The sequence below is a fragment of the Thermostichus sp. OS-CIW-32 genome (genome assembly GCF_054060415.1).
Genome location: NZ_JBSSDD010000001.1, coordinates 389,398 through 409,447 on the forward strand (window position 1 = coordinate 389,398; position 20,050 = coordinate 409,447).

Consider the following 20,050-nt stretch of genomic DNA (forward strand, 5'->3'; position numbering starts at 1 on the left):
CTTTTATCTTGCTAACCTGCGCTAGAGTGGGCCCATGCGCGTCCTCGAAGCCAAGCTCCTCAACGGCACAGCCCAGCAGTACCAAGCCCTGGATGAGGCCATCCGGACTGCCCAGTTCGTGCGCAACAAGTGCCTGCGCCACTGGATGGATCATCAAGGGGTGAACAGGGCCACGTTGTACTCCCTCTGCAAGGACTTAGCCAGAGAGTTCCCGTTCGCCCAGAAGCTGAACTCTCAAGCCCGGCAAGCCAGTGCGGAGCGAGCTTGGTCTGCCATCTCCAACTTCTACCGCCGCTGTAAGGAGAAGGAAGCCCGGAAGGGCTATCCAAAGTTCCAGAAACACTGTCGGTCGGTGGAGTACAAGCTGTCCGGCTGGAAGCTGTCTCCTGACGGCATGTCCATCACCTTCACGGACGGCTTTCAGGCGGGCACCTTTGCCCTCTACTGCAACGGCGAGGCACGGCGGGATATCCTCACCCTGAAAATCAACCGGGTGCGGGTCATACGCAGGGCCGATGGCTACTACGCCCAGTTTTGTCTGGACGTGGAGCGTCGTGAGCAGGTGGAGTACACCGGCCAGGTGGTGGGGCTGGATGTGGGCTTGATGCACTTCTACACCGACAGCCACGGCCACAAGGTAGAGTGCCCCAAATTCTTGCGTCGTGCCGAAAGGAGGTTGAAGCGAGAGCAACGCAGGCTAAGTCGGAAGTTTCGGAGAGGGGCCAAACCTCAATCCAAGAACTACCACAAGCAGAGGAAGCGACTGGGCAAGGTACACCTGAAGGTTCAACGCCAGCGTAGAGACTGGGCCGTGAAGCTGGCCCGGTGCGTGGTGGCGTCTCACGACGTCGTGGCGTATGAGGACTTGCAGGTGCGCAATCTGGTGCGGAATCACCACTTGGCCAAGTCGATTCACGATGCGAGCTGGAGTTTATTCACCGGATGGCTCGATTACTACGGGAAGGTCTTCAACAAGGTAGTGGTGGCCGTGCCGCCCCAGTACACCAGTCAGGACTGTTCTCAATGTGGCCACCGTGTGAAGAAGACGCTGTCCACTCGTACCCACCGCTGTCCGCAGTGTGGGGCGGTGATCGACAGGGACGAGAACGCGGCCATCAACATCCTGCGCAAAGGGCTGGAGTTGCTGGGTGAGGAGTGGAACAACGGTACCTTTGGGCAAAAGGGAACCGCCCCGAAAGGGGGAACGCCTGGGGAGACGAGCGCCGCTGCCGTGGAAGGGCAACCTGACACGGTAAGCGCTGTCGCAGAACTAGGAACCAGAATCCCCTGTCTTTAGGCAGGGGAGTATGTCAAATCCCCAAAGAGACCCACCGAGCCGTGAAGCGCCTTCTGTTGGAGTCGGATCAAGATCTCTCAGAGTTAGTCGAGACGCTGCTCAGCCAGTGGCTGCGTTCTCAGTCGGGAAAGGTTTGAAACCAAAATCTGGGGAAGGGGGGCATCGCGGACCCCACAGCCGCATAGGATCCCGCTGTCGGGGATCGGAGGGAGCACACAGATTCCAGATCAGAACCAGATAAGAATAAGATGAAGGGGCGTGAGGCAGGGATCCCCGAACGCGAGGTGGGGCCGTTCGCAATAGCGGGACGGAGTCCTTGGGCAAGTTGCGCGAGGGGAAGTCTGCGTTGGGAGGACGTTACGCTCTTTCAGGTGCAAAGGGATCCTTTATGCAAGCCATCACCTTGCTCGGCTCCACCGGCTCGATTGGCACCCAAACTCTGGACTTGGTGGCCCAGTATCCGGAGCGTTTTCAGGTTGTTGGCCTGACCAGCTACAGCAACGTTGCCCTCTTGGCCGAGCAGGTACGGCGGTTTCGGCCCCAGATGGTTGCCATTGGCCGGGAAGAACTGCTGCCGGAGCTGCGGTCGCTGCTGACGGGGATCCGACCGCTGCCGGAGTTGGTGGCCGGAACGGAGGGGCTGTGTCAGGTGGCGGCTCACCCGGCGGCCCAGCGGGTGGTGACGGGGATCGTCGGCTGCGCTGGTTTGTTGCCAACCCTGGCGGCCATCCGTGCCGGCAAAGACATTGCCCTGGCCAACAAAGAAACCCTGGTGGCAGGGGGGCCGGTGGTGCTGCCCTTGGTGCGGCAGTACGGGGTGAACCTGATCCCCGTCGACTCTGAGCATTCGGCCATTTTCCAGTGTTTACAGGGGGTGCCCGCGGGATCCCTGCGAAGAATCCTGTTGACTGCCTCGGGTGGCGCCTTTCGGGATTGGCCTGCCGAAAAATTGGATCAGGTCACCCTGGCCGATGCCCTCAAGCATCCCAATTGGGTGATGGGGCGCAAAATCACCATCGACTCGGCTACCCTAATGAACAAGGGCCTGGAGGTGATCGAGGCCCACTGGCTCTTCGGCCTGGACTACGACCACATCGACATCCTCATCCACCCGCAGAGCATTGTCCACTCCCTGATCGAGCTGGCCGATACCTCGGTTCTGGCCCAGTTGGGCTGGCCGGACATGCACCTGCCCATCCTCTACGGCCTCAGTTGGCCGGAACGCCTGGCCACCCCCTGGGATCCCCTCGATTTGGTCAAGCTGGGATCCCTCACCTTTAAGGCTCCGGATCACCGCAAGTACCCCTGCATGGAGTTGGCCTATGCCGCTGGACGGAGGGGGGGAACGCTGCCGGCAGTGTTGAATGCGGCCAATGAAGTGGCGGTAGCCCTGTTCTTGCAGGAGCGCATCCGTTTTTTGGATATTCCCCGTCTCTTGGAGCGGGTTTGTGAGCGGCATCAAGTCATTGCCGATCCCAGCCTGGAGGACATTTTGCAGGCAGATGCCTGGGCACGGCGGGAAACGGCGCAACTGGCCCAGCAAGCCCCGGCTCAGGTTCTGGTCTGATCCCTACCGGGGGGATCCGGCTGAGCGCTAGAGTGGGAGAGGATGCAGGGAGCAAGTGAGTGACCGGATCGGGATCCCATCTCCGACAGTTGGCCCATTATCTGCGCCCCTATCGACGACAGGTGGGGTTGGGCATTGGATCCCTGCTCCTGGTCAATGGCCTGGGGGTGTTCCTGCCCTGGTACGTCAAGCTGGTCATCGATGACCTGAGCCAGAACCTGGCCACTTTGTCGGCCCGGCGCATTGCCCTTTACGCCTTGACGGTGCTGGTCGTCTCCAGCCTGATGATGGGCATTCGCATTGCCTCGCGGGTGTGGATGTTTGGGGTGGGACGGCAGGTGGAGTTTCACCTCAAGCAAGCCATCTTCGAGCATTTGCTCACCCTGCAGCCTTCCTACTTTGCCCAGCAGACCATCGGGGACATTCTCACCTGCATCACCAGCGATGTGGAAAACATCCGCCGCCTGTTGGGGTTCGCCCTACTCAATTTGGCCAACACGATCTTTGCCTATGCCACCACCTTGCCCGCCATGTTTGGCATCGAGCCCCGTCTGAGCACCTTGGCGCTGTCGGTGTTTCCGGTGATGTTGGTGCTGGTGAAGTTGAGCAGCAACCGCCTGCAGCAGGAGCAGCTCCAGGTGCAGCAGGAGTTGGCGGATCTGAGCGATCTCATTCAAGAGGACCTGAACGGCATTGCCCTGATCAAGGTGTACAGCCAGGAACAGCACGAGCAGCGGGAGTTTCGCCGCCAGAACCAGCGGCTGCTGCAGGCCAATTTGCGCTTGGCCCTCACTCGCAACTTGCTTTTCCCTTCTTTGGTGGCGCTGGTCAGCCTCAGTTTGTTGCTACTGCTGGCGGTGGGGGGGCCGCAGATTGCGGCAGGGACGCTGACCATCGGGGATTTTTCGGCCCTCACCCTCTACGTGGAACGGTTGGTATTTCCCACCGCCCTGCTGGGCTTCACCATCACGGCCTACCAGCGGGGGCAGGTCAGCTTGGAGCGGATCGATGCTCTGTTGGGGGTAGAACCCACCATCCGAGACGCCCCAGGCGCTTTGCCGTTGCCTCTGGAGAGGGTGCAGGGCCGCATCGAGGCCAGAGGTCTCGCGTTTGCCTTCGCCGGCCCTGCGGCAGCTCCGGCTCTAGAGGATTTGCACTTTTGCATAGAACCGGGCCAGATGGTGGCGGTGGTGGGGCCGATTGGGGCGGGCAAGTCCACTCTGGCCAATGCCCTTCCTCGGCTGCTGGAGATCCAGCCGGGGCAACTGTTTTTGGATGGGCAGGATATCACCCAGATTCAACTGGGATCCCTGCGCCGGGCCATCGCCTATGTGCCCCAGGAGAGCTTCCTGTTCAGCGCCACGGTTCGGGACAACATCCGCTACGGCAAGCCGGATGCCGAAGATTGGGAGGTGGAATGGGTGGCCAAAGCCGCCCACATCCACGCCGAGATCCTCAACTTTCCCAAGGGCTACGACACTCTGGTGGGAGAGCGGGGCATCACCCTCTCCGGTGGCCAGCGACAGCGGGTGGCCTTGGCCCGGGCTTTGCTGGTGGATGCTCCCATCTTGATCCTGGATGACTCTCTCTCCAGCGTGGATAACCAGACGGCCCAAGCCATCCTCCGCCATCTGCGTCGGGTCACGGCCCAGAAAACGGTGATCTTCATCACCCATCGCCTCACGGCTGCGGTGGAGGCCGATCAGATTTGGGTGATGGACCAGGGCCGCCTTGTGCAGAAGGGATCCCATGCCGAATTGCTGGCGGACGAGAAGGGCCTCTACGCTTCTCTGTGGGCCAAGCAAAAGCTGGAGGAAGCCCTGGCCTAATTTGACGGCGGCAATCCCTGGCCGCTACCCTAACCGGCAAAGCTGTGGGGAGTGGCAACGATGGAAACTGCTGGGATCACTTTGTCCAAATTGCTCCACCAAGCTGGGATCCAGCCCCGATTGGCCCAGGGATCCCTGGAGGGGGTGCAGGTCTGGGGCCTCTGTGCCGACTCTCGCCAGGTACAGCCGGGGGATCTCTTCTTGGGGATGCCGGGATCCCGCGTGGATGGAGGTAGCTTCGTGGCCCAAGCCCTGGCGGCAGGGGCAGTGGCGGCCCTCATTTCCCAAGAGGCGTGGGAGAGCGTCAGCGGAGAGGCTGGATGGGGAAGTCAGCCCGTCCTGGTTTTGCCTCGCGCCAGCCTGAACAGGGCCGTGGCCCAGGTGGCGGCAGCTTTCTATGGGTTTCCCGCCCGCCAACTGACCTTGGTGGGGGTGACGGGCACCAATGGCAAAACCACCACCACCCATCTCATTGAACATTTGGTGCAGGCTGCCGGTCGCTCCGCGGCTTTGCTGGGCACTCTGTACAACCGCTGGCCGGGCCACAGCGAAGTTGCTCCCCACACCACCCTTTTTCCGCCTGAACTGCAGCGCAGCCTCAGGGAAGCCCAGAGAGCCGGGGCGGAGGTGGCGGTGATGGAGGTGAGCTCCCATGCTCTCGCTCAAGATCGAGTGTGGGGATGTTCCTTTGCCGCTGCCGTCTGGACCAACCTCACCCAGGATCACCTGGACTTTCACCAGACGCTGGAGAACTACTGGCAGGCCAAGGCCACCCTCTTCCGACAGGAATATCTCCAAGGGCGGGCGGTGATCAACGCCGACGATGCCGGGGGGCGGCGGCTTTTGCAGGCCATCCAACCCTCTTTGGATCCCTGGGCCTATTCTCTGCAGCCCCTGCAGGGGATCCCCGGCCTCTGGCCCAGCAACGTTCAATTGCACCCCAACGGCTTACAGGCGACGCTCCACACCCCCTCTGGCGCCTTTGCCGTGGCAGCCCCCCTGGTGGGATCCTTCAACCTGGCCAACCTGCTGGCGGCGGTGGGGGTAGCCCTGCACTTGGGGATCCCTGTCGAGATCATCCAGTCGGCCCTGCCCCACTTTCCGGGCGTACCGGGGCGGATGGAGCGGGTGACCCTGCCGGGGCAGGATATCGCGGTAGTTGTGGACTACGCCCACACCCCCGACGGCCTGGAAAACCTGCTCAAGGCCCTGCGATCCCAGGTGCAAGGGCAACTTATCTGCGTCTTTGGCTGTGGCGGGGATCGGGATCGGGGCAAACGACCGCAGATGGGCCGCATTGCCGCCACCTGGGCCGATCAGGTGATCGTTACCTCCGACAACCCCCGCACCGAAGATCCCCAGCAGATCCTACGGGATATTTTGGCCGGGATCCCTGGATCCCCCAGGGCGGTGGAGGTGGATCGGCGGCAGGCCATTCGCCTGGCCATCCTCGCAGCCCAGCCAGGGGATACGGTGGTCATTGCCGGTAAAGGCCACGAAGACTACCAGATCCTAGGCACTGAGAAGATTCACTTTGACGACCGGGAAGAAGCGCGCGAGGCCCTTGCTCTGCGTCTAGCCCATCTATCCCGCTAAACGGCGGTGCTGCAGCATCAGCTCCACAAACTCGCGGAAGAGGTGATCGGCATCGTGAGGGCCGGGGCTGGCCTCTGGGTGGTACTGCACCGAAAAGAGGGGCAACTGGCGGTGGCGGATCCCGGCCACAGTGCAGTCATTTAAGTTGAGGTAGGTGATCTCCACGTCCTCAGCCGGGATCGAAGCAGCGTCTACTGCAAACCCATGGTTTTGGCTGGTGATTTCCACTTGCCGCTCTAGCCCACAGGGATGGTTGAGGCCCCGATGGCCAAACTTGAGCTTGTAGGTGGATCCCCCCAGGGCCAAGCTGAGGATCTGATGGCCCAGGCAGATCCCAAATAGGGGCTTCCCGGTTTGCAGCAGAGCTTGGGTGGTGCGGATGGCCGTGGTCTCTGCCGCCGGATCCCCTGGCCCATTGGAGAGGAAGATCCCATCGGGGTTGTAACTCAAAATCTGCTCCGGGCTGGCATTGGCCGGCAACACCATCACCCGACAGCCATAGCGGGTAAGGCGGCGCAGAATGTTGCGCTTAACGCCGAAATCCAAGGCCACCACCCGCAGGGGCGGCTCCGGGATCGGGATCCCTTGGCTGCGCCCATAGTCCCAATCGGCAGGCGTAGGCTCCAGCCACTCGTAGGGTTGGGGAGTAGTAACTTCCGCCACCAAGCTCAACCCCTGCATGGAAGGAGCCTGGCGCACCCGCTCCAACAAAACCTGGGGATCCAAAGTCTCCGTGGAAAGGGCCCCGTTCATCACCCCCTGAGAGCGCAGCCGCCGTGCCAAAGCCCGCGTATCTACCCCAGCAATGGCCGGGATCCCATATCGTTGCAGGTATTCGGGGAGGGTGGAAGTAGCCCGCCAGGAGCTGGCCAAGCGCGATACATTGCGGGCAATCACCCCTGCTACTTGGGGCCGAGCCGATTCTTCATCCAGCTCATTCACTCCGGTATTTCCCAGCTCAGGGCAGGTGAAGGTAACCATCTGCCCCCGGTAGCTAGGGTCGGTGATCACCTCCTGGTAGCCGGTCATGCCCGTGTTGAACACCACCTCGCCCACTGCCGTGCCCGGCGCCCCAAAAGACCAACCGGCAAAGGAAGCACCATCCGCCAGCATCAGCAGGGCAGGCTGACGAGATTGCCAAGGAAAGGTTTTTTCCTGAGGGATCAGGGAAGGAGAAGCCATGCTCCACCCAAAAACATCGGCCTGACCATCCTACCCCCTTTCAAGGAGGTTGCAAGGCTGGCTAGTCTTCCGCATATGCTCCGCCCGCACAAGCCGGGTCGTTGTCCTTGCGGATAGTGCCTATCAAGGTGCTCACCACCACGCAGCGGTTTTCTCCCTGAGAGTAGGTGCTGCTGACCACAAAGCGACCCAGTTGACGGGCCCGGCCATCGGATTCAAAAACCGCCCTTCCGTCATTGAAGGTGTTGGCTACAGTTACAAAATTGTTCAGGCGTAGCCGCTGACAGGGGGTAGGTTCATCGCAGAGGCCCTCCTCATCCTGGATAACCAGAGTCGGCACGTTTGGCTCTGAATTGTCCACCCCCACCACCCAAGCTCGGCCCAGGAGAGAAGCCCTGGCGTTAGTGCGGGCAGTGCGCAAGGCTCGCTCCAGCCTGTTCTGCGCATCCTCAAGCTGGATCCGCGCCCAGATGTTGATCCCAGAGGGAACGGACAGCACAGCCAAGATGCCGATGATGACAATAACCGCCAAGACTTCTATCAGCGTAAAGCCCCTTGTCTGGGCAGGTGCAATCCGTCTAAATCGGCTCACTGAGGCCAGCATAGGCAGGGATCCCCCCTCCGAATAAGTCACATAGGCTTGACTAGGCTTGACGATTAAACACACCACGGGCCAACACCCGAGTTTGCATTGTCGTCAGATACCGCGACACCTGCTCCGCATCAACGCTGGTGGCATCTTGGATGTAGCGCCGGAACAGGCCGGGATTGGCTCGCTCCATGGCAGTTGCCGTGATGGTAACAATCACATCTTGGGGAAGGCTGGCGTCGGTACTGCGCCGAACGCAAACATGGAAGCCCACGTCGTTTTGATTGACCTCTAGGCCTGAGAAAGTGACTCCGTCGGGCCTGCCCCCTCCAAAGGCATAGCCCTGTGGGCAATTCGGGGCAACCTGCGGGCTGCCCTGCCGGCTGCTGAAGATGTTGGAGACCAGAGTTACCAGTCGATTACCTTGATTGCCTGCCCCAGCAATGGGAGTTTGGCGAGCCCTAGCTTGCTCAGAGGGCCAAACCAGAAAGCCTTCCCGGAAGGGATCCGGATCCTCGACAAAAAATCGGCTGCGCTCAGTGCATGTGTCATTAAGAGGTTGCAACTCAAACCTAGCAATGCGCGCGTTGCCCTCCCAAGGGGTGTTGCCGTCTGGGTTACCGGCGTTGTTGTAGTTACGTTGCAAGTAGTACACAACCAAGGTGTAAATGTTACGGCGGCTGCGGATGTTATCCCAGTCAGCTTCGGAAATACCCGTAGGTCTCTCCTTCAAAGTTACTCGGCCTTCTCGAATTTGTTGCAACGTCGGAGGGCCTTGATAGCAATCGCGTGGGATCGGATTCAGCTTCCAAAAGGCGACCACTGGAATGGCCCCATCGGGGCGGCGAATCCAGCCGGGGGTGTAAAGCCTTTGAATGAGATCTGGCGTTCCGTCTCCGTTGGGCTGTTCCGCATCGTTGTAGATGTAAAGCGCTTCTGCCAGATCCTGCTGGATATGCTGCATGGCCTGGGTCAGCTCTGCCTGCACCTGGGTGCGCCCTGTCTCTTCCCGATCCAGCCGCATCGTCTCGATGACAATCATCGCGGTGGCCAGGAGAAAGATGGAGGCAACCAGCAGTGAGACCAACAGCTCAATGAGGGTAAACCCTCTGCTGGCTTGGCGGCGAAAGATCAACACAGGCCAACACCTCCGTCTTTCAACAGGTTTTGCAGGAAGGAACTTAGGCTCTACCTCAGGGTACAGCAGGTCAGTTAGGCAAGGGGAAAGCCCGGCACCTCTGGTTGGGATCCTCGCCTCTGGCAATGGCTATCTGCCGGCAAACATCTCCCAAGTTGGCAGCAGGGTTAACTTCTACAAAGGAGGTGGCTAGTGGAAAGAGCCAGACATTGGCATTGGCCAAGTTCTGGTTAGCCGAAACCACCTCCGCCCTCAAGCCAGGCAGCGCTTGGCGAGTGTTTGGATCAAAAGAAAAGCGGTGGTAAACCCTCACACCCATGCGAAAGCTGCAGGGCACCCCCTGAATGACCCTGCTTTCACGGCGGTCGATGCAAGGTGCCCCTGCGTCGCGGAAGGTTTGGATGACGTATTCTTCGGGGTTACGCCCCGGCACTTGAACCCGAGCCACGCGAATGGAATAGTTGTTCCCCTCTCTGTCCATGTTGGTGGGAGGTGAGGTATTTGCCAGCGGGTTGGCTCCCACCTTGGGCAGACGGGCCAGTTGATCCTGAAAAGCGCGAGGGTTGGCAGCCAGCTCGATATCCACCAGAGTGCGGATGCGGTCTACCTCTTCCTGGGCTAGGCGGTTGGCCAGCTCCACCCGCTCGCTCATGGCGCGCCGGTAAGCAATTACCGTGAGGGTAGGGGCCAGGGCGGCCATGGCCAGGGCCACGAGGACGACCGAAGCCAAGACTTCAATGAGGGTGAAACCCTCCGCTTGGTGTTGCTGCCAAAGCCGCCACTTGTTCATGGATCCCTCCCTCTTCTGCCCCTACCCTAAATCTGCCCCTGACCGGCCAGGTCAATATCAGTTAAACTCCTCGCAGCCACCAATCCGGGCAGACGGATCCAACTGCACACCCGGCTGATTCTGGAGTGCGCAGCGCAGCCGCCGCACATACGGATCCTGAGGATCCAACTCCCGCAAGAACTCAGTGCGGGCATTGGAGGGGAATTGGAAGCGAGCCGACACCGCGCTGGGACGACGGGCAATTTGCAGACCCACGTCGTAGCCGAAGCGGCGGTTGGGTGGGTAGTAGTAGTCGTAACCGCGCACGAAGGTTGGATCGGCTACCAGATCGGGTGGCTCAAAGCTGTGCTGCAGGAAGGGGCCGGTAGCATAGGTGCTGTAGTTGAGCTGGATCATCGAGCCGCTGAAGAAGAGGTCGGTATTTCTCCACAGCTCGTTGAGGCGCAGGAAGTTGTGCATGCCCCCGCCCGTCTGATTCAGCCGAGACGGGATCACACCGCTGATGGCAATGGCATTTACCCGCGTTTCCCTGGCCGGCTGGAGCTGCCGGTTTTGGGTGCCGTTGTCGTTGCGGCGGCGCTGGTTCACATCGGTTGAAGCCAGCTCCTGGAAGCTCGGGATGGGAATGGGCCGACGGGTCACCTCATCCAGGATTACCCCCAGCACAGGGTTGTTGCCGGCAAAGCCGGTGGTGGGCTTGTTCAGATCCAGGGTGAAGGGCTCTACGTCCACCCACTCCGGTTTATTGCCACTGCCGCCATCCCGATCAACCTGCACCTGGATGGTGTTGCCGTTGGGCTTGACGTAGAAGCACAGGCCATTGCGGATATCTTCGGAACCTTTCTGGTCGATGTAGTAGCCATCTTCGTACTTGGATGTGGCGCTATAGGCTTGAGCCGTGGCGCTTTTGTTGACTCGGGCATAGGGGTTGAGCACCATCTGCGGCTGAATTTCTAGCTGAATGGAGTTGCCGGGAGGCTCAGGAACCAGATCCAACCCAAACAGCGGATCCCGATCCAAAACATCCCAAGGCTCGTTGGAGTCGCGAACGCCGTCGCCGTCCTTGTCCCAGAAGTTCAGTTGGCCGTCTCCGTTCCAGTCTTTGATGCGCAACGTGCTGGGGCGGCTGTCACCGGTGTAGGCGGTGTACTTGAAGCGGTCGTTGAAGTTGGGGCGAAATACCCCCGGCACCCAGAAGCCACCGTCGGTGGGAGTGACCTTTTCTTCTGAGTCACAGCGAACAGTTCCATTGGGATTGAGCAATCGCCGCCGCAGTTGCCGCGCCCAGTCGTCGGTGCCTAGGCTAAGAGTTCCGGAAATCGGAGAAGCACCACTCTCGGCAGGGCGAATGCCGGGTTCTTTGCTGGGGTTGGCGATCTGGCTGGAGAGCAAATTGCCTCTCAGTCCGGCGCGGGCAGCATAGGCGGGCTCACCAAACATCCAATTGAAGGCCGCTTGCAAAGCTTCGGCAGGGCTGGGCCACTTGGGCAGCTTGGGCACCCCTGCTTTCACTTCCAGCACCGGGGAAAGCTCCGGCTGCAGAGCGATCGTCACGCCTTCGGCAGGAGCCGCGGCCACCGTATTCACGCTGATGGTCTCCGGCTCCGGATCGGCCTCGACTGCCTGAATGGGGCGCAGCTCCACCGTGTTGGGCTTGGCTGCCATCCACTCGCCCAAGGGGCTCTTGCCGGGAGCCTCAGGGGCAAAGCTCTGTGACCCACAGGGCTTGCCGGTACAGGTAATCGTCTGGCTCTCGGTTTTGGTGGCCGGACAGGTGGGGCTGTTATTGGGGCCTTTGGTGCCAGTACGGGTTTGGTTGAGCGGCTGGCTAGTGCCGCAGGCAATGGTAAGACTGCTACAGTCAGGAGTCCAAGGCCCAAAGGTGTAGTCATTGCAAATGGCCGGGCAGGTGACCGTTTGGGTTTCTATAGTAGTGGTGGTTCCGCAGCTCGACGTGCAGGTCTTGGTGCGGGTTTGGGTCACTTGCAGGCCGCCGTTGGCCACCGTGCACGCAGGAGTCCAGTCTGTATAGGTGCAGGTAGCCCCCGGAGGTTGGCAAGTGATGGTTTGGTTTTGGGTTTCAGTAAAGGGGCTTTGGCTGGTACAGAGCGGCGTTACCGTGCGGGTGCGGGTTTGGGTGATCCTGGTGCCGCTACACTGCTGCTGCTGGGTACACTGAGGCGTCCAATCTGACCAAGTCCCGTAGTTGTACTGAGGGTAGCAGGTGATCGTCCGAGTTCTCGGCGTTGGCGGAGTGCCAGGGCAACCGGCAGGCAAGGTGGCTGTTTTGGTCTGGGTGATGGTGGTGGGTTGACAAATATCGGTTCTACAAGCGGGCGTCCAGTCAGTCCACCTGGGATCACAATTGAGGCTGACCGCGCAGGAGCGCTGAACAGGATTTTGATCTTGATCTAGCTGGCTACCCTTGATCGGATCTGGCTCGCAAGGTTTATTCACCCCCGGCAGCGGCTTCAGGTAGCGCAGGTCGTAGTCTTCCAGCTCGCTGTCATCGCGGGTGGCAAAGCGCACGCGAGCGTTGCCGCTATTTTCATAGGTCTGGATCTCCACGAGGTAAGGAGAAGGCCCTTCTGCAGGCGCGCACTCCAGCTCCAAGCGCAGGGTGACCATGTTGCTGCCGCTATCCTGCCAGGCTTCGGCCCCTGCCGCGTCCGGCCCTAGGTTGAGGGGAGTGCCGTTCCAAACTCCGCGGTTGATGAAGGTGGCTGGCTCCGCGGGGTTGGGAGGGGTGTAGCCGGGGTTGCGCCGGATGATCAACCGCACGCCATCATCGGCATCGAGGATGCGGTAGCTCTGCAGGCCCGGCCAGCGCGGATAGATCTCCCCTACCCAGCGAACGACGAAGAAGTCGTTGCCGTTGTTGTTGCCGCTGCCGGATCCACCGCTTCTGCGCCGCCAGCAGGAGCGCAGGAAGTTGAACTGGTTGGGGTTGTTGAATACGAGCTCGCTAGTTCCTTCTCCGTTGGGGAGGAGCCTGTATCCAATGCGAGGGTTGCCGACAGGCTTATAGGAATAGCCGATATCATCCGCATCGATGGGCGCGTTCGGCAGGCGGTTGTTGCCGTCCGGCTCTCCGCAACTGGGCATCCAGAACCAGTCGCCGCGATCCCGCCGATCAGGACTGGGATCAGGCGGGTTGAAAGGTGGCCGAGGCTCCCAAAGATTCGGCGGCGAGAGAATCGGCACCGACAGGCGGCAAAGGGGCTGCAGGATGGTGAGGGGTGGCTGAAAAATAGTATCAATCAGCGTGGCGTTGCAAGCAGGGGTGCTATTATACAGCCGCCGCTTAAAGGGAGAGTTGGAATTCAGATCGTTGCTCCCGCCGAACCGGTACTGGAAGCCGCCCCACCAGGGGAAACCAGGGCCGCTGCGGGCAAAGCTGCTCGGATTGACGGTGCCATCCGCATTACTGATAGCATCGCGCACGCAGGCCCAGCGCTGCCCACCGCTCCCATTTGGATTACACGTGGGCGCACTGCTGGTGTAGCCGTTGTTGTACTGGCCGATGGTGTCCGGCATCGGTTCCCAGTCGACGGGGAATATCGGATCCGGCCAGCGCACCGCCCGCAGGTAGGGCAGGTTGCGGTTTTGGGCAGTTTGGAGCAGACCTACAGGACCTAGAGGATTATTGGGGTCGGCAAACCCTGTGTTGCGGTCGTACTGGTTCTGCGGGCTGGTTATCCAGCCGTTGTAGTACTCGGCCAGCAACCCAGAGCCACCAGGGCTCGGGCAAGGCCCAGGTGGAGCTACCATCACCCAGCGGGAGGTATCCAGCACCGGGTTGCCCAAAGCCGAGATGCGCACCCCAAAGTTGGCATAGCCCGTATCGGGTGCCCGCAAGAGCCGCACTTCGGGCACGCCCAGCCCTGCGGTTCGGTCAGCTTGACCGGAGCTGGCATCGGTACTGTTGCGGCGGGCAAAGATGGTGTCGCGGGCAAACACATCCGGCCAACCCGGCTGGTTGAGGTTGTCGCCCAAATTCTGCGCCCCGTTCGTGTTGTCAAAGCGCAGAACGCCAGCACCAGCGCTGTTGGGATCCGGAGCCGGCCAGTTGTTGCCTCGGATCACCAGCGCTTGGTTGAGGAAGGAGGTGTTGAATCCCAGGTTATCCCTGCCGTTCTCACCCCTGAGACAGCCGTAGTAATCCCACCGCCGAGGGGCTGATGCCCGCCCACCGTTGTAGTCCTGCCCGGGGTTGTAGTTAACGCCGCCGCCATTGAGGGTGCCATCCTGGACAAAGGCATCATCAATGCTGCCATCGCAGAAGTCGGCAGAGAGAATGTTCACCGAGTCGCCCAACACGTCGCTAGGCCGCCAGAGATCCTGGGCTGCCCGGGCAAAGCTCCGATCTTCATTGGCCCGCCGCCGCCCGTAGAAGTTGCTGTAGAGGCCACCTTCTCCGAATTCAAGAAGAGTTGTGAACTCCTCCAGCCGCTGGCCTCCCGTCGTCTGGTGCAGGTTAAAGTCTCCTTGGATGTAGACGGGGTTATCAGAAACAAAGGAGAGACCAAAGACAGCCTCATCGAGGTTAAACCCGCCGCGAGCCAGCCTTGCCCCATTGCGCAGCCGGAAGCCATAGGGCCGCCGATCCGGATCGGCATAGTAGTCCACCGGCTTGGGGCTGAGGTTTTGATCAGAAACAGGGGGATCCCAGACCGTTTGGCCATTGGCCGTGCCTCGATTCGGCTGACCGGCGTTCATAATACCGGCGCTGCCCAAGTCACCGCGGGCATTTGCCGCTCGCCAAGCTTGTTGATAGGCAGCAAAGGTGCCCAAGGGCGGGCGGGCAATGGCATCTTCCCGCACGGCATCTTCCCGGAAGGCGTAGAAAATGCCACCCTCGCGGCCTTCTTGCACACCGGCAGGCAGCCAAGTATCTCTGTAAGTATCTCTGTTGATCAACCCGTTGGCCTGTCCGTTGACGTTGTTGGTCAGCAGGGCCAGGTCGATGTTGAGGGCCCGCACCGCCATTGCCTCGCGGCCATCGTAAAAGACGGAATCTTTGAAGGGCACGCGGTAGCACTGGTTGCCAATCCGAATGAGATCAAATTGGTTGCTATTGGGGCCAGCATCAGTGCAATTGGCTGGGGCATAGGGCAAAGCCCAGTTGCCAATTCCAGAACGGGGCTCCAGAGCAACCTCGTTTAAGTTGGTTACAGCCTGATAGCTGACTGTGCTCGGAAGGAAGGAGTAAGCGCTGCGCCGCTCCGTTTCCAGGGTATCCGTCTGGTTGAAACTGGTGGTCGGGAAGATGTAGCGCAGCGGCAGATAAAACCGATTGGCCGCCTCTCGATTCCCGGCACGGCTGGCTTGAATGTCGTTCCAGAGGGTTTGAGCCGCTGGATCCCCGGCATTGGCAGCCGCCTCAATGCGCAGGATGTTGTCGGCCAGCATGCCCAACATGCAGCCTGCCGTTTGCAGTGTCGATTGATCCGCCAAGCTGAGGTTTGTCGGGTTTTCAATGATTCGCCGCAGCTCCGAGAAGTTGCCAAAAGCCGTAATAAACGGATCCGGGTGAATGCGGCCCGCCTCTTGACGCGGCGGATAGGCCCCATCGGGATCGCCGGCAAAATTGGCCAGGTTGGTGAGCGCTGTCCACAAAGGAGTGCCAGGCCGCAGTTGCTCCCGCATCGGCCCGGGGTCATACTCCCAAACGTTGGTGCCCTCTCCAGTAAAGAAGTTGATCCCCAGTTGAGTGCGCTGGTCGCCGGTAGGGAAGGTGGAAGCCCGCTGCAAGCTCCAGGGAGAGCCGGGGTGAGCCACCGTGGCCAGGCAGGCTATCGGAAAGCGGCCATCTCTGTGGCTGTAGTGGTAAACGGCTGTAGCCTGCACCGCCGCTGGGTTATCTCGCAGGGTTAGCCGTTGCCGCGCCTCGTTGCTGATGAAAATGGGCTGCAACTTGGTGGGATCGTTGGGATCCCCGGTGGGCACCAAAGGCAAAGGCAAAGAATCTGTGCGAGTCAGCTCCAGCCGCTGGCCCACGATCACCCGCAGCCCTTCCACGCGGGCCCGCCGCTCCCAATAGCCATCCAAGCCCACCTCGGAAAGGGCGCCTGGGGGTGGGTTGTCTTGCGTTAGAGATTCCCTCTGGTTGTTCTGAGCATCCCCAGGGATCGGAGCACCAGCACTGACACCAAACGTTTGAGTAAAGGTGTCCACATCGCAGCCCCTTGCCGGATCAGGGCTGACCGGTGGGCGGTCATAGCTGGCCTTGGGGCCAAAGCGGTTGTCGGCCCGGTAAACATCGTCCACGTAGGGGGGGCAGACTTGGTCTTCCGTTGACTGAAAGCCGCCTGCTTGAACTCGTCCTGGTGGGCCACTCTCTGAATTCCGCCTGACATTAATTGGAGAGACTGACCATCCCGCTGGATCCTGGGCGTAGGTTCCGCGGGTGCGAATGCGGCCAAAAAGCTGTAGCTCCAGCGGATCCAGAGCTACCATCTCAGGAGCTGCGGTGTTTTGAACCGAATCGAAATTGAGGTTATTCAGGCGGGGAAGCGGCGTACTTGGCGGCACTTTCGCCACCCTAGGGTGGGCATCAAAGATCAATGTATCGCTCGCCTCCTGTCCGGCGTAGCCAATGGCCCCTGCCACCAACTCTCCGAAGGCGGTAATCTCGGAGTTTTCCGGCGGCATGTAGAAGCAAGACTGCTCCGAGCTGATGGTGAAAGCTCGGAACAAATTGTTGCTGGCGTAACGGAAAAAGAGGCTGCCCCCCGCGTAGATGGCACCGTTCCAGTTGTAGCCAGGAGTGAAGAAATACTCTAGGTCGCCGCGGCTGAAGGCTCCCCATTTGTTAAGCAGATCCCTCCGCCGATCCTGCTGAAATTGCAAAGCCGAAATGGCACGGGTGGTGGAGTCGGCACCCGCAATAGGCAAGGTGACGGCATAGACTTGAAAGGGCTTGTACAACGCAGAGCCAACCTGGAACCAATCCCCCACGTTGGGGTTGACCGTCTGTTCAGCCGGAGAATCGGTACACCCCGCCAAGGCCGAACCCTGCAGTGGCCCACTGCGGATCAGCAGCCGCCGCGCCCGCTCGGTATCCGTCAGGTTAGCCTCAAAGTCGCCGCCGGCAGCCCGACGGGTGTTCAGAATAGTATAAACCGTTACGGAGTCATTGATGCCATTGTTGTCGGTATCCGCCAAGAACCACCAAGCGGGCGCCTGAACCCGGACGTTCAAGTTTTGTCCCGGATTTTGCGGATCCTCCACCTGAATGTTGGTGGCGATCACGAACTGAGTTTCGTCGGGGAGGATGTAGGGCTCATCGGGATCCCGAGGAAGCAGACCCCCTGCCCCATCGTTGATGAGGGCTGCGGCAAATTGCGCATCCGTCGGGGCGCTGTTGGGCAGGCGGGGATCCCGAACTAGGTACTCGATCTTAGCTCTAGCCCGGTCAATGGCCGTATTCAGTTGTCGGCTAATGGTTTGCCCCGCTCGTTCCACCTGGGTTTGGATGCTGCGCTGAGTGGAGCGGGTCAGCAGCCCCACCGTCACCAAGCTCAAGACCAGCACGATCAAAATGGCAACCGGCAGGACGAAGCCCCGCTCGCGAATCTTGCGCCGATCCACCCGTGCTTTCAAAGAGGCGAGCAAGCGCAGGGTGAGCTTGAGCAGCAGCGTGGAAGGAGCAGACATACCGTATCTCGGACAACGTGAAGGGGAAGGCGGCACCCCAGGGATCCCTTGTCAAGATGCCAAGCTAGCAACAGTATGGCGGTGATCATGGCCGCCGCAAATCCCCACCTCTGGGGGGAATCCCCAAGCCCTTTCTCCAATTCACAAGATCCCCAGTTGCTGCGCCTTGAGCAGGGCGGTGACGCGGTCGCTAGCATCCAGCTTGCGGTAGGCGGTGCTGGCATATTCTTTGACGGTTTCGATGCTGAGGCCCAAGCGGCGGGCAATCTGTTTGTTGGCCAAGCCCTCGCTCATCAGTTGCAGCACACACAGCTCGCGGGGGGTGAGCTTGGGCAGCTCCTGTCGGGCAGGCAGCCAGTCTCGTTCGGGGTTGGACAAAATCTGACGGATGACGCGGGCCAATTCCGCCGGGTCGGTTTCTTTGGAAAGGTAGCCTTTGGCCCCGGCGCGGCGGGCTGCCTCAATCAGACCCGGCTCCTGAAAGGTGGTCATCATCACCACCACCACCGGCAGGCCCAGCTCGGTGATTTGCTGGCAGGCGGCGATCCCATCCCCATCCGGCATGCGCACATCCAAAATGGCTACGTCGATGGGGCAACTGCGACAATGGTGGACGGCCTGGGATCCCGTCTCGGCTTCGGCCACCACCTCAAATCCTTGGGCTTGCAGGGCAAACTTCAGCCCCAGCCGGAAGAGGGGATGATCATCGGCAATGAGAACGCGGACAGGGGAAGTCATGGCAGGGGATCCCAGCCGAGGGGGTGCTGGTTTTAATCTGCCCAAGGGGGGATCCCAAATAAAGCGCCCTCACCCCCAGCCCCTCTCCCTTGGGGAGAGGGGGGTTATGGCTTCACCAAGACCATGCCGCGGGCCTGGGGGTCAAAGGTGGGATCCAGCCGGGTTTGGGCATTGTACAGGGCGCCGGTCAGATCCGCCCCCTCCAGAAAAGCGCCTCGCAGGTCGGCCCCCCGCAGATCGGCATTGTGTAACTTGGCCCCTGTGAGGTCGGCGCCGGTGAGGATGGCTCGACGCAAGTCGGCCCCGCTTAAGTTGGCCACCTGCAGATTGGCACCCGTCAGATCTGTCTGCTGCAGGTTGGCCTGCGCCAGATCGGCTTCCCACAAGAAAGCCCCTGCCTGAGCTGAGCCACTCAGATTGGCCCCTCTCAAATCGGCCAGATTGAGGATTGCTTGGGAGAGGTCGGCAGCTTGGAGATTGGCCTGTCTGAGGATCGCTTCTTTCAGGTTGGCCCCACTGAGGTCAGCTCCCGGCAGTTCTGCCCCCGTTAGGTTGCAGGCGGGGCAATCTTTGCTGGGAAAAACAATTTGGGAGCGGCCCAGTTGGGCATCCAACTCCAGTTGGGCAAAGGCCGAAGCCGTCGGGATCCCCAGCGCCAACAGCGCTCCCGACCAGAGGCGACTTCCCCTCATCAAGGGCTTTACAGGTTGGAGCCGTGCCCATCCCATGGTTTTCACCGGGATCCCCTCCTACTGCTGATGGTAGCCGCTCTGGCCCATTTCTCCAGGGATCCCCCATATCTTGAGGAGCGCCACTAGCTCTGTTGCGGCTGGCAGCGGGGGCAAAAGTGGGCCGACCGACCTGCCAGCTTCATCCGCTGAATTGGGGTGCCACAGAGGCGACAGGGATCCCCTTCCCGACCGTACACCCACGCTTGCCCTTGATAGTTGCCGTTGAGCCCACGCAGATCCCGGTAATCCCGCAAGGTGGTGCCCCGCTGCTCCAGCCCGGCCCGTAACACCTCGATCAAAGCTTCTCGCAGGCGTGCCTTGGCCACATCCGAAAGCTGAACTGCTGGCGTCAAAGGGTGAATGCCGCTCAGAAACAGGGCTTCGTCGGCGTAAATGTTGCCCACCCCGGCTACCAGCGATTGATCCAGCAGCGCGGTTTTAATAAGACGGCGGCTCTTCTGCAGGGCAGCCTGGAAATAGGCCTCAGAAAAAGCTGGCGAAAAGGGCTCCGGCCCCAAGGTCTGCAGGGTGGGGATCACCGCCTCCAGCTCAACACCGGCAGGCACCAGCCACATCTGGCCAAAGGTGCGCTGATCCACAAAGCGCAAGTCCCACCCTTCCTCGAAGGCCAAACGAACACGAGTGTGAGCTGATAAAGGGGTGGATCCCTGCACCCAGAGCAACTGCCCGGTCATGCGCAGATGCACGCCCAGAACAGCTCTCGAATCCAGGGATCCCAGGAGATACTTTCCTCGCCGCTGCCACTGGGTGAAACGGGTGCCAATCAAGCTCCGCCCAAACATCTCCCCTGCAGGGTAGGCAATGGTGCGGGCCAGGAGCACCTCCACCGCAAGTATCCGCGGCCCCAGGGTGAGGCGTTGCAAATCTTGCCGAACTGTTTCAACTTCCGGCAGTTCAGGCACAGAACGACTTG

The 20,050-nt window shown here is 60.6% G+C and carries 12 protein-coding genes; 4 read left to right on the forward strand and 8 right to left on the reverse strand.

The window, feature by feature from the left end; translation table 11 throughout:
• Positions 1-34 precede the first annotated feature (34 nt).
• The 4 genes from ACVWY8_RS01830 to ACVWY8_RS01845 all read left to right on the forward strand — a co-directional run bounded on the left by ACVWY8_RS01830 (position 35) and on the right by ACVWY8_RS01845 (position 6,289).
• Positions 35-1,297 (forward strand): RNA-guided endonuclease InsQ/TnpB family protein, encoded by a 1,263-nt coding sequence (locus ACVWY8_RS01830; RefSeq protein ID WP_457392150.1) that lies wholly within the window; start codon positions 35-37, stop codon positions 1,295-1,297.
• A gap of 388 nt (positions 1,298-1,685) precedes the next feature.
• Positions 1,686-2,864, forward strand: a complete 1,179-nt coding sequence (locus tag ACVWY8_RS01835; protein WP_457392148.1) for a 1-deoxy-D-xylulose-5-phosphate reductoisomerase — start codon at positions 1,686-1,688, stop codon at positions 2,862-2,864.
• 59 nt (positions 2,865-2,923) lie between these two features.
• Positions 2,924-4,693, forward strand: a complete 1,770-nt coding sequence (locus ACVWY8_RS01840; RefSeq protein WP_457392146.1) for an ABC transporter ATP-binding protein — start codon at positions 2,924-2,926, stop codon at positions 4,691-4,693.
• A 60-nt stretch (positions 4,694-4,753) separates the two neighbouring features.
• Positions 4,754-6,289, forward strand: a complete 1,536-nt coding sequence (locus ACVWY8_RS01845; protein WP_457392144.1) for a UDP-N-acetylmuramoyl-L-alanyl-D-glutamate--2,6-diaminopimelate ligase — start codon at positions 4,754-4,756, stop codon at positions 6,287-6,289.
• Here ACVWY8_RS01845 and carA read toward each other — a convergent pair.
• The 8 genes from carA to ACVWY8_RS01885 all read right to left on the reverse strand — a co-directional run bounded on the left by carA (position 6,278) and on the right by ACVWY8_RS01885 (position 20,039).
• A complete protein-coding gene (gene carA / locus ACVWY8_RS01850; protein ID WP_457392142.1) occupies positions 6,278-7,471 on the reverse strand; it encodes a glutamine-hydrolyzing carbamoyl-phosphate synthase small subunit in 1,194 nt (397 codons plus the stop codon). The two genes, ACVWY8_RS01845 and carA, sit on opposite strands and share 12 nt — an antisense overlap.
• Positions 7,472-7,532: 61 nt before the next feature.
• Entirely contained in the window at positions 7,533-8,075 is a 543-nt protein-coding gene (locus ACVWY8_RS01855; RefSeq protein ID WP_457392140.1) for a pilus assembly FimT family protein, read from the reverse strand.
• A 40-nt stretch (positions 8,076-8,115) separates the two neighbouring features.
• Positions 8,116-9,198, reverse strand: a complete 1,083-nt coding sequence (locus tag ACVWY8_RS01860) for a PulJ/GspJ family protein (RefSeq protein WP_457392136.1) — start codon at positions 9,196-9,198, stop codon at positions 8,116-8,118.
• Between the two features lie 70 nt (positions 9,199-9,268).
• Positions 9,269-9,988 carry a prepilin-type N-terminal cleavage/methylation domain-containing protein gene (locus ACVWY8_RS01865; protein WP_457392133.1) on the reverse strand — a complete coding sequence of 240 codons (720 nt, stop codon included), beginning with the start codon at positions 9,986-9,988 and terminating at the stop codon, positions 9,269-9,271.
• 57 nt (positions 9,989-10,045) lie between these two features.
• Complete coding sequence (gene hpsA, locus ACVWY8_RS01870) at positions 10,046-17,647, reverse strand: hormogonium polysaccharide biosynthesis protein HpsA (protein ID WP_457392130.1); 7,602 nt, start codon at positions 17,645-17,647, stop codon at positions 10,046-10,048.
• A gap of 141 nt (positions 17,648-17,788) precedes the next feature.
• A complete protein-coding gene (locus tag ACVWY8_RS01875; protein WP_414350377.1) occupies positions 17,789-18,385 on the reverse strand; it encodes a response regulator in 597 nt (198 codons plus the stop codon).
• Positions 18,386-18,489: 104 nt separating this feature from the next.
• Positions 18,490-19,113, reverse strand: coding sequence for a pentapeptide repeat-containing protein (locus ACVWY8_RS01880; protein WP_457392128.1), 624 nt, complete (start codon positions 19,111-19,113; stop codon positions 18,490-18,492).
• An 86-nt stretch (positions 19,114-19,199) separates the two neighbouring features.
• Positions 19,200-20,039, reverse strand: a complete 840-nt coding sequence (locus tag ACVWY8_RS01885; RefSeq protein ID WP_457392125.1) for a DNA-formamidopyrimidine glycosylase — start codon at positions 20,037-20,039, stop codon at positions 19,200-19,202.
• Between the last annotated feature and the right edge of the window lie 11 nt (positions 20,040-20,050).

Bases quoted from the DNA above. Each gene is read 5' to 3' on its own strand.
- carA (WP_457392142.1), bottom strand. From the start codon at position 7,471: ATGGCTTCTCCTTCCCTGATCCCTCAGGAAAAAACCTTTCCTTGGCAA.
- ACVWY8_RS01845 (WP_457392144.1), top strand. From the start codon at position 4,754: ATGGAAACTGCTGGGATCACTTTGTCCAAATTGCTCCACCAAGCTGGG.
- ACVWY8_RS01880 (WP_457392128.1), bottom strand. From the start codon at position 19,113: ATGGGATGGGCACGGCTCCAACCTGTAAAGCCCTTGATGAGGGGAAGT.
- ACVWY8_RS01835 (WP_457392148.1), top strand. From the start codon at position 1,686: ATGCAAGCCATCACCTTGCTCGGCTCCACCGGCTCGATTGGCACCCAA.
- ACVWY8_RS01875 (WP_414350377.1), bottom strand. From the start codon at position 18,385: ATGACTTCCCCTGTCCGCGTTCTCATTGCCGATGATCATCCCCTCTTC.
- hpsA (WP_457392130.1), bottom strand. From the start codon at position 17,647: ATGTCTGCTCCTTCCACGCTGCTGCTCAAGCTCACCCTGCGCTTGCTC.
- ACVWY8_RS01855 (WP_457392140.1), bottom strand. From the start codon at position 8,075: ATGCTGGCCTCAGTGAGCCGATTTAGACGGATTGCACCTGCCCAGACA.
- ACVWY8_RS01865 (WP_457392133.1), bottom strand. From the start codon at position 9,988: ATGAACAAGTGGCGGCTTTGGCAGCAACACCAAGCGGAGGGTTTCACC.
- ACVWY8_RS01830 (WP_457392150.1), top strand. From the start codon at position 35: ATGCGCGTCCTCGAAGCCAAGCTCCTCAACGGCACAGCCCAGCAGTAC.